Origin of the sequence: Xanthomonas sp. LF06-19 (assembly GCF_034105425.1) — a bacterium.
In the GTDB taxonomy this organism is placed as follows: domain Bacteria; phylum Pseudomonadota; class Gammaproteobacteria; order Xanthomonadales; family Xanthomonadaceae; genus Xanthomonas_A; species Xanthomonas_A sontii.
In genome coordinates this window covers 702,541-716,394 of the sequence record NZ_JAXGGH010000002.1, presented here as the reverse complement: position 1 = coordinate 716,394, position 13,854 = coordinate 702,541, and the positions used below count along the sequence as shown (strand labels likewise).

Sequence of the window (13,854 nt, the reverse complement as noted above, 5' to 3'; positions counted from 1 at the left end):
AAGGCCACGACACATGCCGCTAAATCGCAGCGAAAGCGCGTCACCAGGGCATCCTTCAGTCGCTGTCCACCCCGAGCACGCTCAAGCGCAGCGGCGGTGCATCCGGCCCGATCGGCGCATGCGCCAGGGTTCCGGTCACCCTCACCACCTGGCCGACACCTTCTTCGCGCAGGTGTGCGGCCTGGTCCGCGGTGACCGCCAGCCGCAGCTGGCGCACCTGCTCGTAGCGCGGCTGGCGCCCATCCGCCGACGCCGCCACGCACAGCGGCTGCGGCAGGATCAGTACCTCTTCCTGGGTCGCTGCCGCACCGGCAGCGGCGTCCGGATGCGCATGCGTGTGCGGGACAGTAGGCGGGGCGGCGTCGGTGGGCGACGGCGCCAGAATACCGGACAGGGTGACCTGAGTCGGGCCATACGGCAGGCAATGCCTGGGCGCCGCCATCAGCTCGGGCGAGGTGCCGATCAGCAGCAACGGGAACAGCGACAGGGTACGGATCGGCATGGTGGCACGCGGATGGAGAGGGACCGCCGAGCATACCCAAGCGCGATGGCACGTGTGCTGCAGTCCGCGCCATCGCGTCGCGCAGCCCTACCGGCGGTCAGGATTCGCGTTCCACCACCACGTCGGTGAACCGCGGTTCCGCCGCGATCAGCGCATGCAGCCGCGCAAAGCACGGATCGTCGTCGCGCATCGCATGGCGGCCGAGCAGCCGCTCCCAGAACGAGCGCTCCTTCTCGATCTGCAGCATCCAGGTATGGTTGCCATCGACCTCTTCCTCGGCGTAGGCGCCGACCAGGTAGGTGCGCCCCTGGCATTCCGCTTCGGAGGCCCAGCCCCAGTCCTCCGGGTCCGGCTCGGACAGGACCATGGCGTCGCCCACACGCACGCGCAGCCAGTCCAGCAGCGAGCTGCCGCGGATCGGATTGATCGGATTCTCCGGCTCGGCGCTCACCTCGAGCAGGCGGGAGCGGAAATGGATGACAGGATGCATGCGGCAGCTTGACTCTCGAACGATCGGGGGGCGGACGCGCGCTTCGGCGCGGCTGCGTCATGGCGAGCAGACGCGGATGGGCGGTCCAGGAAGGTAACGCATGCACGGCCGCCCAGGTGGACAACGGTGCGGCACGTCATGCAACCCGGTGGCGGCCGGCATCGCCGTCTGCGGCACATGGGCATCTCTCGCAGCGCCCTGCCACCGGGGACCGACACCGTGGTGCAGCGACCGGCCGGACCCATTGCAGCACGGGCGCATGACAACTCATCGCATCTGTCGTAGACAGGCACGCGCGCCCAGATACGCCCAGATGCCGATTGCGACGGCAAGCCAGACGCTGGCGACCTTGCTGCAGGCCGAGGCGAAGGCCAGGTACGGAAACGAGTCGCCGGGAGGACCACCTTGCAACGACGCTGTGCCCCCGCGTTGCCAGAACGTCAGCCACGCCTCGACACCGCACCACAGCGGCAGCACCCAACCGGCGGACAGCAGCGCGATCGCGAGGGCGAGCAGGCGCTGCTTCATCGCACACCGCCAAGCGCCGACATCGCCACGCGGCAAGCAGCGTGGTCGTGCGACGGATCCGCAAGCCGGTTGAGCAGCCACAGGGCGATCGACCGTCGCGGCAGCCCTGCCGCCGTCGTGGCGACGCAGCGGCGGCACAGCCTCACGGTGTTTGCTCCGGCTCCGGCTCCGGCTCCAGATCCGGCTCGAACGGACGATCGGGCAGGCGCTGCCCGCACCACGGACAGAACTGCACACAGATCGCATCATTGAGGTACCAAGTCGGATCCTCGCCACGGAACAACTCGAAGCCGATCCGCACGATCCTGTCCGGCTTGGTCACCGCCGCGAACATGCTGCTGCAGCAGTAGCGTGCGATTCGCTCGCGCCACGCCACCCGCTCCGGGAACTGCGCGTCCATCCAGGCGGCGCTCCAGGCCTGGCATGCCGAGCACTGCGCCAGATGCGACAGCGCCGCGAGGGTTGGTGGGTCCGGGAAGTGCTCCTCTTCCACCTCGATCATGCACTCCAACGCCATCACCAGTTCGGGGCGCTCGTCGATCTGATCGCGCAAGGTCGACAGCGTGTAACGCGTGGTGAAGCAGGTGGCCGAGTGAGGCATGAGTAGGTGCAATCCGTTGCAGTCGACAGCAAGCGTAGCGCTGTGTGGCCGCTTCGGGGTTAAGTCCCCGCTGCCTGCCACAGCGCATAGCCCAACAGCCCAAAGCCCACCAGGGCAAACCCTCCCCAGAAGGCCGCCGCGTCGGCCGAGACCACGCGTGGGGCCAGGTACGCGCTGCGCTTGCCGGATTTGCTGCGCCGTTTGCTGCTCCACGGTTCGACACTGTAGTAACCGAACGAGAACGTCGGTACCACGAGCATGCCGACGACATAGCACAGACCGTAGAGGACGATCTCGACCAGCGGGCGCAGGACGACCTCGGTCAACAGGCTTGCGGGCATGGTGTCACCTGATCCAGACAGAAGTGATGTGCGGCGTTGGTCACGCCCCTGCGCCGAGGCTGCATGCGATGCTCGCCGAGCGGCCACTGGCCGTCAACGGCCCACGCCCCCGATCAGCGGCTCTCGCTCAGCAGCCGTTGCACCAGTTCGAATCCGAGCACCGACATCGACGGATAGCGCGCGTACTCGTCCACCGACAGCATCCGCACGAAGCTGTCGCCTTCGTGCAGGGCGCCGGCGATATGGAAGGTCAGCAACTCCCTGGCGTCTTGGGGCAGCAGCGCGTGGCCGACGATCTGCCATTCGCCGCTCCTGAGTTTCTGGGTGCCGGTGAACAGCAATCGGATGTCCTTGTCGCCATCGCGCACCGGCAGCGGCCGTGTCGGCGACGCGCCAAGCGTCGGTTCCGATGCCTGCTGTTCCAGCACACAGAAGCCGACCACCTTGCGATAGTCGCCCTGCGGCGCCCACAGCACTTGGCAGAGCGCGTACGTTCCAGCATCCGACGGGATCGCGAAGACATCGCCCGCCTGGTACTTCACTGCCATTCCACCACCCTCTGAAATCTGGACCGCGGCAAGGTATCCCCACGGCGTGCCTGATGGCAGCCACCTTACTGGTCGAGGTGTTCCTCGGCGTCGCTGCGGCTGGCCGGCGCGCATGGGTTACGGAGGCCACGCCACGCACCACAGCGACGGTGTCCAGCGGGCAGCATGATGTCCTAACCTACTGATTCGCTCGCCACCGGTTCACCCGGCATGCACCACACTATTGCCCCACCTCTGGAGCGACTGTGATGCACAAGACCTGGCTGCTCGCCTTTTTGGCGGTTCCCGCACTGGCCTACGCGGCGCCGGACGAGGACACGGCGATGTGCCGCAACGGCGGCTTCCCCATGAGTACGGCCGGGTTCTCGCTCGCCAAGGTCGCAGTGCCGCGCCTGTACCTGCTCAACGACGACGACGGTTGCCCGGCCAAGGGCGAGGCCGCGTGCCGGCAGCGCGCCTATGTGGTCAAGGACGACACCGTGATCCTGGCGCAGCGCCAGGGCGGCTTCGTCTGCGCGTTCTACCCCAACAAGGTCGGCGGCAGCGCCGGCTGGGTGGCGGCGTCGAGCGTGCAGCCGCTGCCGGCGACGGCCGCACCGAAGCCGCAGGCCTGGGTCGGCCAGTGGCACGACGGCGACAACGAACTGCAACTGATCGCCAACGGCGACGGCACCATCACCGCCAACGGCGATGCCTACTGGCCCAGCGCCAACCCGAGCCCAGATCAAGCGCCTGGTGGGCCGCACCTTGGCGCCGTCACCGCGCGCGGCTTTCCCGAAGGCAATCGGCTTGAACTCACCCAGGACGACTGCAAGGTCCGCCTGCAGCTGGTCGGCGATCTGCTGGTGGCCTCGGACAACCTGGAGTGCGGCGGCGCCAACGTCAGCTTCAATGGCGTGTACCGGCGCAAGACGGCGAAGCACTGAGGCGCGGCCTCTGCGGTGCTGGCGTTGCGTTTGATCCAGGCGGCGATCCAATGCCGCCTGGGTTCTCGCTAGAAGATCGCCTCCCGCGGCTTCATTCCAGTTTGCGTCACAACCCCACGCTTTGCGCGACCAGGTCCGCAAAGACCCATACATCGCCCTTGTCGTACGTCTCGGGCGCTTCCGTTCCGCCCAGCGTCGGATACGGTTGCGGGATATAGATCTGCCCGAGCTTCAACGGGCCAAGACGCGCCGCGATCGCCCGCACGTGTTCGCCGCGCAACACATACTCCTCGAAGCCCGGATCGCGCAGGATGGCCGCCTCGAACGCCGCGGTGGAGGCATGCGCGCCATACGACTTGCCGGCAGCCTTGAACGGATGCAGCACCGCGTAATCCTGGCTGGCCGGATCATGCAGAAAGAAGTGACCGAGACTCGAATAGCCGACCACCACGGTATACGCCGGAAACGCATCCGCCCACGGGCCGAGCACCTCGTGCGATTCCGGCGTGATCAGGTGATACAGCGGGACGTTCGTCGCTTCAGCGCGCTCTGCACTCTGACTCATTGGAGACCTTGCTGCGATGGCGCGCCAGGACACCAAGCCACGCGCATCCGCCTGCTGTCAGCGTGTTCACCTAGGCCTTGGCAGTGGTTCCGTAGCACTTGGCCGATCCATCCAGGAAGAACTGCACGTCGCGCGCCTGGCACCAGGCCTCCAACTCGGCCTTGAACACCGGCCACAGATCGCGCGCCCATGCAGGTGCACTCTGCGCCCAGGCATGCTCGGTGGGCACGTAGACCGTCGGCACGCCCATCGGGAAATCCAGAACGAATTCGCCGCCCGGGCCTGTGCAGACGAGTTCTTCCTTCCAGCGGGGTTGGAATTGGAATGTGGTCATGGGGGGCAGATATTTATGGATCGATGCCAACAGCGAGTTTGGTGGATCGAGGCTATCCGTGCCGATATCCTCATTTTCTAGGCAATGGGGATGTCAGCTTCCACCTCTTGAGAAGATCACGATATCGCTTGACGTGGCAATGACAAGCGTCTTGCCCGTGTACGAAAATCCAATAGCTCTCAACTCGTACGTCGCATAGATCTTATGAAAAATCGCCGGCTTTCCGTACCGGGCGCCGTAGAGAGATGAAAAAGGCTCTACGAGAATAATCTCCCTGATGGGCCAGTCGAGGGTTACCAGTTCAATATGCCAACCATCGGATGTACCAAGGGGTAGGCCTCCACCCGGCAAGCCAGATGTACGAATTTTCTTTCCTTGAAGTGGGCCAATGCCATTGGCCTCCAGGAATTCCTCCCCCTCGTAGTTCTCCTCATAGTCTCGTGCCACCTTCTGCCCGGCATGACAGTCGATGACTCCCCGGCCGGCGCTTGAAACAACAAGCAGATATTCGGATTCCATATCGAATCCGATGGAGTGCAAACCGGCGACAGCAATAGTCGCTACTTCGCGCCAAGGATGTGGCGGTTGTGCTTCCTTCAGTTCCCGTAGCTGTTCCTTCAGCGCGTCGAGATGACGGGTCGAGAGATGACTGTTTGACATGTTGTCTAGCCTTGATGCGAGCTCGTGCGGAGGACTGTCAGATTGTGGAACTGCCCGACGCCTCCCGTCCTAGTCGACATTCACCACGACCGGCTTTTCAGTGACCACCGAGTGCTCGCAGGCCGCCAACGGGTTCTTGGCACAGTAGAGGCGCCAGCCCCGGCCTTCGCCCCACTTGAGTGCGACGGATCCGCGTCGGTCTCGTCCTAGTTGCGCATTTCCTGGAGGTGGTCGTCGTGGCCGTACGTGGCCTAAATTATTGCTCGGCCTTGTGCCGCAACCGCCAGCGCAGCGCTACGGCAAACGCCACCAACACGTCATTGCTGCTCCGCGCGGTTGAAGCGGTTCATCGTGATCGCGGGTTCGCCGTTGATGTTCAACCAGACCATGGTTTCGGTCATCGTCTTGCCGTCAGGGGCGACGGTGTAGGTACGCGTCGTGCGTGGCATTCCCTTCAAGTAGAACGCGGCGACCATCACGTTCGGCGCCGGCAGCCATACGGCCGTGGTGTCGACCGTCGGGTAGCCTTTGCGTGGGGCTGCGGTTCCGTCGAGCGGATAGATGGCGACGGCGTGGATGTCATGCCCATCGCCGCCGACGATATCGGCATTCGTCTGCCACTTGCCCTTGCCCACATCGCTGTAGGTGAGAGAGGCGCTTTTCGGCCGCTGCGCGGGCGGCGCCGGCATGCTTGCGACATCGAGCACCCATTTTCCGAGCAAGGGCGACTTGGAGGATTGGGCGAGCGTGGGCGCATTACAGACAAGGCCCACGATCAGCAGCAACACGGCGAGATGCTTTTTCATACTTTCTCTCCAGCGGCTTGGGCGCATTGTTGCATAACCTTGTCGTAGCGGTTCTCAAGTCATCGGACACGATAAATTCCGAGATGACACGAATCATCTCTGCATGCGATTTCTTTCGTCGCGTAGGAACGGCTAGCGCCATGCCGAGTAAGTCGTCACATGGGTGCGTTCGAGCCTTCCCTCCGCGTCCGTGTCCATCTCGATTACGTAGCCAGACTTTCGGAGCAGCGATTCTTCGGTGGCGATGACGCATCGCCGCCGCCGGGGTGCCGTTTCCTGGCAGGCGTCGAAGAAGTAGTCGCTCGAACCTGCGACAGTCGATCCTGCAAGATGGCGGTCAAGGCCACGTTGCAGCTGCTCCGCGTCATAGGTCCGATAGGGACGGTCGAACGGCAAACCGGACGCGGCATACACCAGCTGCCATGGCGTCTCGCAGGCACACGGCATCGGCGAATAGCCGACGAGCATGAATCCGGCGACACACGCCACGATGGTCGCGGCTCCCAGGGCCTGGATACGTCGATGCATGCTGTGGGGTGCCTAGATCGGTCCGCGATGGAGTAGGAGTTAGCCTCGCCTCGCCGACCATGATTCAAGACGGGCGAACTAGATGCGTCAATGGTCCAGTTGATCCCGTCAGAGATGTCTCATTGCATCAGCAAGTCTTGCCGAGCGTCACCAACAGGTGCACTGCCCTGTCAGGGGGCGCATCATCCTGCGGTCGCGCAATCGGACTCCTGGTGCCGGCGGCGACGATGGTCTTGATCTGGCAAGCGGGAATGCCCTGCTCCAACAGATAGTCATAGACCAGTTCGGCGCGACGTGCCGACAACATCATGCACGAGGTAGGGCTGCACTCAGTTGCGTTCGCCCTCCCCATCAAGTCATAGGCGACGTTCGGATACTCCTTCATGATCGAGACATTCACCTGTAGATTCTCGAGTTGAGATCCACTCGCGTTATCCATGGAGTCCTCAAGGTTCTCCCCTACAAGCGGATGTCCTTGTTTGAAGTAGACCGTTCGCCAATCAAGCGACATCGACTGTGCCGGAACTGCCACCAGCACGGCGGCGAAGAGCGTCAAACTCTTTAGTGCGGCAATGCGGATTATTTGCATGTGTCATCCCACTAATTGAACCGAGTCGCGAAGCGATCGGCTTCGCGACTCGGCACCGATGTAAGGCGAGCTAGTCGCCACGCTTCACCCGGAGCGCATGTCGGCCAGTGCGGTGCGTTCTCCACGCTTCCTGCGTCTCGATCGATAGACCAGATGGGCCGAACCGTTGAGAAGAACCCAACACAAGGCCGGAAACCACGCACTGGAGGCGACACGCGAGGCCGCCTCCATTCCCTGCGATGTGACCGCGTCCGGTCCCAATCCATCCCGCAGGAACCAGTCGACGCAAAGCAGGCATAGGAAGGTCGTGGTCGACGTGACCACAACGTCAGGCTGGATGGGAAGACGACCACCACGACGAAGGCCGCTCCGGCACACGCAACCAGCGCCAGGAATCCGATCACAAGTGCCTGCATGCCATGCATCGCACCGCTCACCACTTCCCAAAGTAGGACGAAATGTCGAAGTAGACCTCGCGCTCCTCGCCGGAGGGCAGCACGATCGTGATGAGGTCCATGGCCGACGGCTCGAACAATAGCGACTGCGATTTGATGCGCGCGCCGGGGTAGTGCTGATCGAGCCATGTGCGTTGCGCGGCGATGCCCGCGCCTTCGCTATGCGCCGCAGACAGATCGACGGGACGGTCCGGCGATGCGCCATCCCCATGTGCGACGGCGGGCCGCGGCGACGGCGCGGAGTGGCATGCCGCAAGGCCCGCCAGCAGGATCAACGACAGCAGTCCACACTTCATATCACACCCCCTAATGTGATCGACCAGACAGCTGGATCAGAGTAGACCTGTCGGCGCACTGCGCACAATACCGCGCAGTCTGGCTAGGACTTCGCTTGATGCATCACTCGATCAACTGTGCACCTGGTCTCGCTGCCTTCTCCGCCGGACGTCGCTAGTAACACTGCCACGCAAGCGCCCACTCGTCTTCTTTTCCTGGTGCTGTTCCGCGGCCGAAGTAGCCGACGCCGCCGTCGTCCCACATCCAGCGGCCCTTGTCCGTGGAGTCGATCTGGAAGACGAACTCGGGCGATGCGGGATGGCGTTTGAAGGGCGCCCAGAAGATCTCGGCCTGGATCAGCGTCGGCCATCCCCCCAGCTTGAAGCCATCCAGGTTCCGGAAGAGATCGTGGTAGTGCGCTTCGATGTCTGCTGGCAGATCCATCGGCGCATCCTCCCAGCACGGGTAGTCGTCATGAAAGGCATGCGGCCGCATCGGAAATGCGCTGATCGGCGAATCGGTGTGCCGTGGCGTCAGCGGGATCAGTCCATCGAGGCGCTTGTAGGCCCGCAGACACCACCCTTCCCCGTTGGGCGTATCGACCGGGAGCGTATCGGGACCGATGAACACCGTAATCAGTGCGATATCCGCGAGGCGGGCCGGCCGCAGCGGCAGTTCGCTGACGTTGATCTGACATAGCGCATGCATCGGCCGTCCCGCCGTCTCCGGCCATGTCTCGCCCGGCGCGCAGACGTTCACGCGACCGAACCAACTTGCCAGGGGATCGTCGGGCGGCCGGAATCCCCCGATCTCCAGGATGACACCCGAGCGGGCGAGTTGAGCTTTGAGGTCGTCAGCTGTCGTCGTCACGTGTGCGTCTTCCGCGCTTCATCTAGGCCGAGCCGTGTTTACTGGCTTTACTTCCAGTAGAACAAGGATCAGTGGGCATTTCCAAGACAGGTGCCCTCCGATCCTGTGTCGCAACCTCTAGGCTACGCCGATACCAAGGCGCCAGGAGATCGGACTCCGAGTTTGCGCCGCCCCGCCACACTGGCCCAACCATGTGGACTAGCGGAGGATTGCCCATTGTCACTAGCACTACAGTTAAACCGCGCCACGATCTGGAGGCGGTTTGAATCAACTGTCAGGGCTCATCCTCCGGCGTCCAGTTTGTCACCGCGATGAACTGCTCCGACTCCGGGAGCTTTTCAAATGCGCTGCCTTCCGGGGCGTCCAGAAACGGAATAATGCTCGGGTCGTAGTTGGCGATCGTGTTGACGTCATAGACGGCATGGTTGGCTGGGTTGTCCATGTACGCATCGTCTTCGGAGCCTGACATGAAGCGCCAACCGCTATCGATGTCGTTGTCCGGCGCTTCGCGGTACATGAAGCGCACGGAATCACCGTCGACGGTGATCCTGTCGGTGGCAATACAGCCGCCGTAGCCTTCGGCCATTGGCTCGATCTGATCTTGCGAGAGTCGGAACTGCTTGGTCATGCGTCCTGACACCTGGATTGGGCGACACCGCGAAGCAGGGCCGGTTGAATGAATAGTTGGACGGTGGTGCCAGAGGTGGTGAAGCATCGACTGCGCTTCACCAGCACTGCCGCATGGGCGCGAGCATGCCATAGATCTCTGTCTTGGATCTTGCTGGCGTCGCTGGTCTCTGGGTGTCACCAAGACCGGTCGTCAGGCCTCAAGCCTCCGGGCTTGGTGTGCCCACTGCTACACGCCGCCGCCCAGAAACGGCAGCACGATGAAAGAGGTAATCAGGAGACTACCGACGACGACGGTCGACAAGTAAGGCGCCGAGCGAGTTGAGCGATCCGTGGCCACGGAGTACCACGCTGCCGGAACCGAGATCAGAAGCGCCAGGAACGAGCCAACCCCAAGCACGGCGAACGCAACAGGCACCACAGGGACATCGCGCAGGAGGAGGGACGCCACCGTTGAAATGACCAGACTTGCTTCAAGAACCAGCAGAGCAAGTATGGGAATCTTCGCCGGCTGCATAGACATGTTCTCGGGGCTTGGTACCTGAATTGAACCGCACCGCGCGGCGGCTTCGGGTTGCATCATCGTTAGGCGTTGGTGCCAAGGAGGTCGTGAAGCATGGACCGCGCTCCCCAGCACTACTGCCAAAAACCGAGCATGCCACAGTTCGCGATCATGAGGACGTGCCCAAAGTGGATGCCGCATCGCGCGTCCATCACTAGACTGATGCATGAAGTAGGCGGAACCACGACACGCATTCGTCTCGTGTGGATTGTTGTGCCCAGCATGTCTACTCCAGAACTGGGGTCAGAGCTAACTTTAAATGGCCTTGCATACAAGAAAAATGCACTCCGCCCCCCGTTTTCTAAGCGTCCAGCGCGCTGCCGCGCAAGGGGGCGCCGCCCACGCTGGCCAACACTTCAGGCGGCCATGCGGGCTTGCTCTTGATGTGGAAACTGGCCCAGCGGATCAGGCCGTAGAGCAGGGTCAGCGGAAAGAGCGGGATGGCGATGACCTGCCCGAGGATGGCGCCCAGGTCGGGATGCCTCCAATGCTCCGCACTGCCCGGGCCGATGAAGGGCTGGCCGAAGAAGATGCAGCGCGCCAGGCGCATCTCAAACAAGGCCTGATTGGGCCCGTCGCCTTCCACGAACAGCGGCCCTTCGTGCTCCATGAAGCGGCGGATGTGCTCCCAGGTATCGAGCAGGGGCTGCACGGCGATGGCGCTGCTGGTCAGGCCCAGGCCGAACTGGCCGACCACGCGGGTATCGCCGGGCGCAGCCAGCACGATCATCTGCAGTGCCGCGTTGTCCTGTGCGACGGTGCCGGTGAAGGTCTTGAAGCGGACGACCTGGGCGCGCACGCAGGCCCAGTCGTAGCTGAGGATCTCGTGCTGGCCGCCCCCGCCCCAGAGCGGCCACCAGCCGAAGAGACGCGTGTTGTCCTTGAAGACATGGACCTTGCCGGCGTTGCGGTCGAACAGGGTGGGTGCGTAGCGGTAGCCGATGAGGTCGAAGCGGAGCATGAACGTAGTAGCCAACAGCATGATTCCACCGAACACAGCCGAGAACGCATCGAAACTTGTGAAGAGCATTGGAATCAGCAAAGCGAGCAAAGGGCTCATGATGGCGATTGCTCCGAAAGCAAGATAGCCGACGAGCACAGTCATCATGCTTCCGTATGCTAGCCCATGCGGAAACGCCTCGATGACCGCGCCGCCGCTGTTGGGCGATCGGCTGGCCGGTACGCTGTGTGGCGGCAAGAGCACCGCCCCAGCGCCGATGCCCCTGAACACTTCGTTGTCGTGCAGCTTGAAGAACTCGTCGCAGGCCGCCTGGCCAAGCCACTCGAGATCGGCCAGGCCCAGTGGCCGGCCCGATGCCGATGGCTTGGGTCCGGAGGCAGGGTGTTTGTCGTTCTTGGTTCGGGCCATGGCCAGGGTTTATTCACGATGAGCGTGTCGAGCCCGCGGCTGACGCACTCGAAGGCAGCGGCGCAGCGGTCTATGCTACGCGGTCCGGCACCATATGACGCCAAACAGAACTGGGGTCAGAGCTAACTTTAAATTGCCTTGCATACAATAAAAATGCACTCTGACCCCTGTTTCCATTCTGACCCCTGTTTTTCGGATACAAGTCTTCGAAGGCCACCCATTTCTCCTATTACCGATAACAGGGGGTCAGAGCACACTTCTCAAAAAAATAGCATTCTGACTCCTGTTTCCCATCACAGGGATTCTTTGAGACACAGATCAAGAAGGAAGTCATATAGACGATTGAACTCCTCTTGCGAATATTTAGTTCGATTGTGATTTTGCTGGAACTTTCCAGAAACCATGCGAAAAGTAGTCGGTAGGGCAAAGGCAGCGAACTTGTACTCATTCAAGTCAATCTTGTGTATTGCGACAAGGAGAAGGTCGCGCAAGATCTGAAAATCACGAGCTTGGCCGCGGTCCCGGGTTTCGAAGCGCGGAAGCCGATCGGAAAGCTCCCGGAATATGACGTACTTGGCTTTGCCTAGGCTCTCATAGGCTGGAAGGAGCTCATCAGCATTAGCGGCCGCTCTGGCTGACTGGAAGTACTCCTGCAACTGAACGGAACGAATAAGGCTAGCGCCAGAAGTATCCGAGAAGCTGATGCCGAAATGCTCCAGGCAAGCCTCGACCAGAAACTCTTGCGTATACGCACGGAACTTACCGACATCTCTACGGGCAGGAAGGTTGCCGTAGTGCTTAAAGTTGACTCTGGCCTTGTTGAGTTCCAGCAGCTTTGGCTGCGACGGAACTCGAAATCCGGCAGCAACGATAAGCCCGATGTTGTTTGTGAACTCAGAGTTCTTCCCGACACTTATGCTCTTGGCCTTGATCAGCGTCCAGATAAATATCTCGATCGCATCCTGAAATAGGGATACGGCGACGCCGTCACTAATAGGGTCGCCAAGATCGTGCTGACGACAGCCCTCCTGATAGAGCTTTTTTGAGATTAGGAGCTGATCGATCATCTTGACGAGGGGACTGCCTGAGTTAAGCCGCGCCGCGAAGCGGCGTCGGCTTGAATGAATTCTTGCGCGTCATCAATGCGAGTTCCATCCGACTTGATGACCGTTGCGCTGCAATGGTCTCCGAAGACTATTCCTAACTGAACTGTTGCATGAAGAAACGTTCGCTCCGAGAGCTGCGCTATGTAGTTCTCGGTTGTGCTGTCAGCGGTCAATCTCATCTCAGCAATGTTCTCATGCGCGACGATAAGTTTCGCGCCGCGTTGAAGGGGGAGCGGAGAGACAATAATGCCGCCGGAGCCACCTAGATCTTGAATCCGATATGCGAGCGCAGCTAGATGCTCTTGCTTCTGACCAGACGTAGTGTGGCGACGGGCCTCAGCAACAAAGAATCCATCTGAACTTCCGGACGTAGCTTTCCCATCTATTTCCCAAGTGGCGCCGCTCTCTCCCTGCAGCGCTTGCCTCCCCTCAACAACGTCTATGCCGAGTTCGCGACGAAGGTCTGAAATGATCTCGCGAGCGACTTGCTCATATGTTTCCCAGTTTTCCGGAGTGCTCGTCATGACGCCTAACGCCCGAGTTAAGCCGCGCAACGATGTGGCGTCGGCTTGAATGAATTGTTAGACCTTAACGCCGCAAGCGATAGTCGCTATGGCTGCAAGTGCAAACCCAACCTGCGCGAGAACCAGAAAACTTTGAACTTGGACGATACCGGCGCTCATACGACCTGAGGCGGCGAAGTCTCCAGCCATGACCTTGCTGTAGCTGCGCTTTACGATCCACTTGGCCGGATAGTAAGTGCCACGCTCCATCTCACGAAACAAGACTTGGAAGTCAAGATCTATGTCTTGATCAGCCAGATCACGGCCAATCTTGTCAGCTTTTTCCGCAGCCGCAGAGCTTGCACCAACGATAGCTGCAAGCCAGCGCTGAAGTACGCCTAGAACGACTGCCGCGAGGAGCAGAAGGAGGCCTGACCGAACTGACCAAAGCGACACAAACTGCTGCACAGAAGCAAGGTTCGCAAGCACTAGGGAGTACGTTGCGCCGACGCCAACGAGCAACCATGTGCCAAATGAGCCCATATGCTCACTTACGTGGGCCGCAACTAGCGATAGGAGTCTCCCGGCGGTAACGCGCTCGTGAATTTCTGGGAACTCATTGGCCACAGAAGTGCCTCCTAAGGTCTGACACCAGAATTAAACCGATC

21 protein-coding genes are annotated in these 13,854 nt (G+C 61.5%); 1 reads left to right on the top strand and 20 read right to left on the bottom strand.

Annotated features, from left to right (window positions below; genetic code table 11):
• Nucleotides 1–55: 55 nt before the first annotated feature.
• From SLW55_RS07085 to SLW55_RS07060, 6 genes are all read right to left on the bottom strand, one after another.
• A complete protein-coding gene (locus tag SLW55_RS07085; protein WP_152237738.1) occupies nucleotides 56–502 on the bottom strand; it encodes a hypothetical protein in 447 nt (148 codons plus the stop codon).
• Between the two features lie 97 nt (nucleotides 503–599).
• A complete protein-coding gene (locus SLW55_RS07080; RefSeq protein ID WP_017914678.1) occupies nucleotides 600–992 on the bottom strand; it encodes a hypothetical protein in 393 nt (130 codons plus the stop codon).
• 267 nt (nucleotides 993–1,259) lie between these two features.
• Nucleotides 1,260–1,520, bottom strand: a complete 261-nt coding sequence (locus SLW55_RS07075) for a hypothetical protein (protein ID WP_017911386.1) — start codon at nucleotides 1,518–1,520, stop codon at nucleotides 1,260–1,262.
• 142 nt (nucleotides 1,521–1,662) lie between these two features.
• A complete protein-coding gene (locus SLW55_RS07070) occupies nucleotides 1,663–2,121 on the bottom strand; it encodes a hypothetical protein (protein ID WP_267098953.1) in 459 nt (152 codons plus the stop codon).
• 59 nt (nucleotides 2,122–2,180) lie between these two features.
• Nucleotides 2,181–2,462, bottom strand: coding sequence for a hypothetical protein (locus SLW55_RS07065; protein ID WP_267084900.1), 282 nt, complete (start codon nucleotides 2,460–2,462; stop codon nucleotides 2,181–2,183).
• 113 nt (nucleotides 2,463–2,575) lie between these two features.
• On the bottom strand, nucleotides 2,576–3,010 hold the full coding sequence (locus tag SLW55_RS07060) for an immunity 26/phosphotriesterase HocA family protein (RefSeq protein WP_267098952.1): 435 nt from the start codon (nucleotides 3,008–3,010) through the stop codon (nucleotides 2,576–2,578).
• 248 nt (nucleotides 3,011–3,258) lie between these two features.
• Between SLW55_RS07060 and SLW55_RS07055 the strand changes: the two genes are divergently transcribed.
• Entirely contained in the window at nucleotides 3,259–3,936 is a 678-nt protein-coding gene (locus SLW55_RS07055; protein WP_267098951.1) for a hypothetical protein, read from the top strand.
• A 106-nt stretch (nucleotides 3,937–4,042) separates the two neighbouring features.
• On the opposite strand, the gene SLW55_RS07050 is transcribed toward SLW55_RS07055, so the two are convergent.
• The 14 genes from SLW55_RS07050 to SLW55_RS06985 form a co-directional block, all read right to left on the bottom strand.
• The gene (locus SLW55_RS07050; protein WP_226978660.1) at nucleotides 4,043–4,501 is read right to left on the bottom strand and encodes a T6SS immunity protein Tdi1 domain-containing protein; all 459 of its coding nucleotides are present in this window, start codon (nucleotides 4,499–4,501) and stop codon (nucleotides 4,043–4,045) included.
• A 70-nt stretch (nucleotides 4,502–4,571) separates the two neighbouring features.
• Nucleotides 4,572–4,835 (bottom strand): hypothetical protein, encoded by a 264-nt coding sequence (locus tag SLW55_RS07045; protein ID WP_152237732.1) that lies wholly within the window; start codon nucleotides 4,833–4,835, stop codon nucleotides 4,572–4,574.
• A gap of 93 nt (nucleotides 4,836–4,928) precedes the next feature.
• Nucleotides 4,929–5,495, bottom strand: coding sequence for a hypothetical protein (locus SLW55_RS07040; protein ID WP_267084896.1), 567 nt, complete (start codon nucleotides 5,493–5,495; stop codon nucleotides 4,929–4,931).
• A gap of 317 nt (nucleotides 5,496–5,812) precedes the next feature.
• On the bottom strand, nucleotides 5,813–6,301 hold the full coding sequence (locus tag SLW55_RS07035) for a hypothetical protein (RefSeq protein ID WP_267084895.1): 489 nt from the start codon (nucleotides 6,299–6,301) through the stop codon (nucleotides 5,813–5,815).
• A 132-nt stretch (nucleotides 6,302–6,433) separates the two neighbouring features.
• Entirely contained in the window at nucleotides 6,434–6,829 is a 396-nt protein-coding gene (locus tag SLW55_RS07030) for a hypothetical protein (RefSeq protein WP_320744878.1), read from the bottom strand.
• 127 nt (nucleotides 6,830–6,956) lie between these two features.
• Nucleotides 6,957–7,418, bottom strand: a complete 462-nt coding sequence (locus SLW55_RS07025) for a hypothetical protein (RefSeq protein WP_320744877.1) — start codon at nucleotides 7,416–7,418, stop codon at nucleotides 6,957–6,959.
• 433 nt (nucleotides 7,419–7,851) lie between these two features.
• Nucleotides 7,852–8,148, bottom strand: coding sequence for a hypothetical protein (locus SLW55_RS07020; protein WP_267082439.1), 297 nt, complete (start codon nucleotides 8,146–8,148; stop codon nucleotides 7,852–7,854).
• A 175-nt stretch (nucleotides 8,149–8,323) separates the two neighbouring features.
• Nucleotides 8,324–9,019 (bottom strand): DUF1963 domain-containing protein, encoded by a 696-nt coding sequence (locus SLW55_RS07015; RefSeq protein ID WP_320744876.1) that lies wholly within the window; start codon nucleotides 9,017–9,019, stop codon nucleotides 8,324–8,326.
• 274 nt (nucleotides 9,020–9,293) lie between these two features.
• Nucleotides 9,294–9,647: a DUF2185 domain-containing protein gene (locus tag SLW55_RS07010; RefSeq protein ID WP_148828250.1), complete on the bottom strand. Its 354-nt coding sequence runs from the start codon at nucleotides 9,645–9,647 to the stop codon at nucleotides 9,294–9,296.
• A 228-nt stretch (nucleotides 9,648–9,875) separates the two neighbouring features.
• Nucleotides 9,876–10,229 carry a hypothetical protein gene (locus SLW55_RS07005; RefSeq protein WP_267084891.1) on the bottom strand — a complete coding sequence of 118 codons (354 nt, stop codon included), beginning with the start codon at nucleotides 10,227–10,229 and terminating at the stop codon, nucleotides 9,876–9,878.
• Nucleotides 10,230–10,509: 280 nt separating this feature from the next.
• On the bottom strand, nucleotides 10,510–11,577 hold the full coding sequence (locus SLW55_RS07000) for a DUF6708 domain-containing protein (RefSeq protein ID WP_267098946.1): 1,068 nt from the start codon (nucleotides 11,575–11,577) through the stop codon (nucleotides 10,510–10,512).
• A gap of 293 nt (nucleotides 11,578–11,870) precedes the next feature.
• A complete protein-coding gene (locus SLW55_RS06995; protein WP_267098945.1) occupies nucleotides 11,871–12,644 on the bottom strand; it encodes a hypothetical protein in 774 nt (257 codons plus the stop codon).
• Nucleotides 12,641–13,207, bottom strand: coding sequence for a hypothetical protein (locus tag SLW55_RS06990; protein ID WP_267098944.1), 567 nt, complete (start codon nucleotides 13,205–13,207; stop codon nucleotides 12,641–12,643). Before SLW55_RS06990 ends, SLW55_RS06995 begins: the two co-directional genes overlap by 4 nt.
• 57 nt (nucleotides 13,208–13,264) lie before the next feature.
• A complete protein-coding gene (locus SLW55_RS06985) occupies nucleotides 13,265–13,813 on the bottom strand; it encodes a hypothetical protein (RefSeq protein ID WP_267098943.1) in 549 nt (182 codons plus the stop codon).
• Nucleotides 13,814–13,854: the final 41 nt, after the last annotated feature.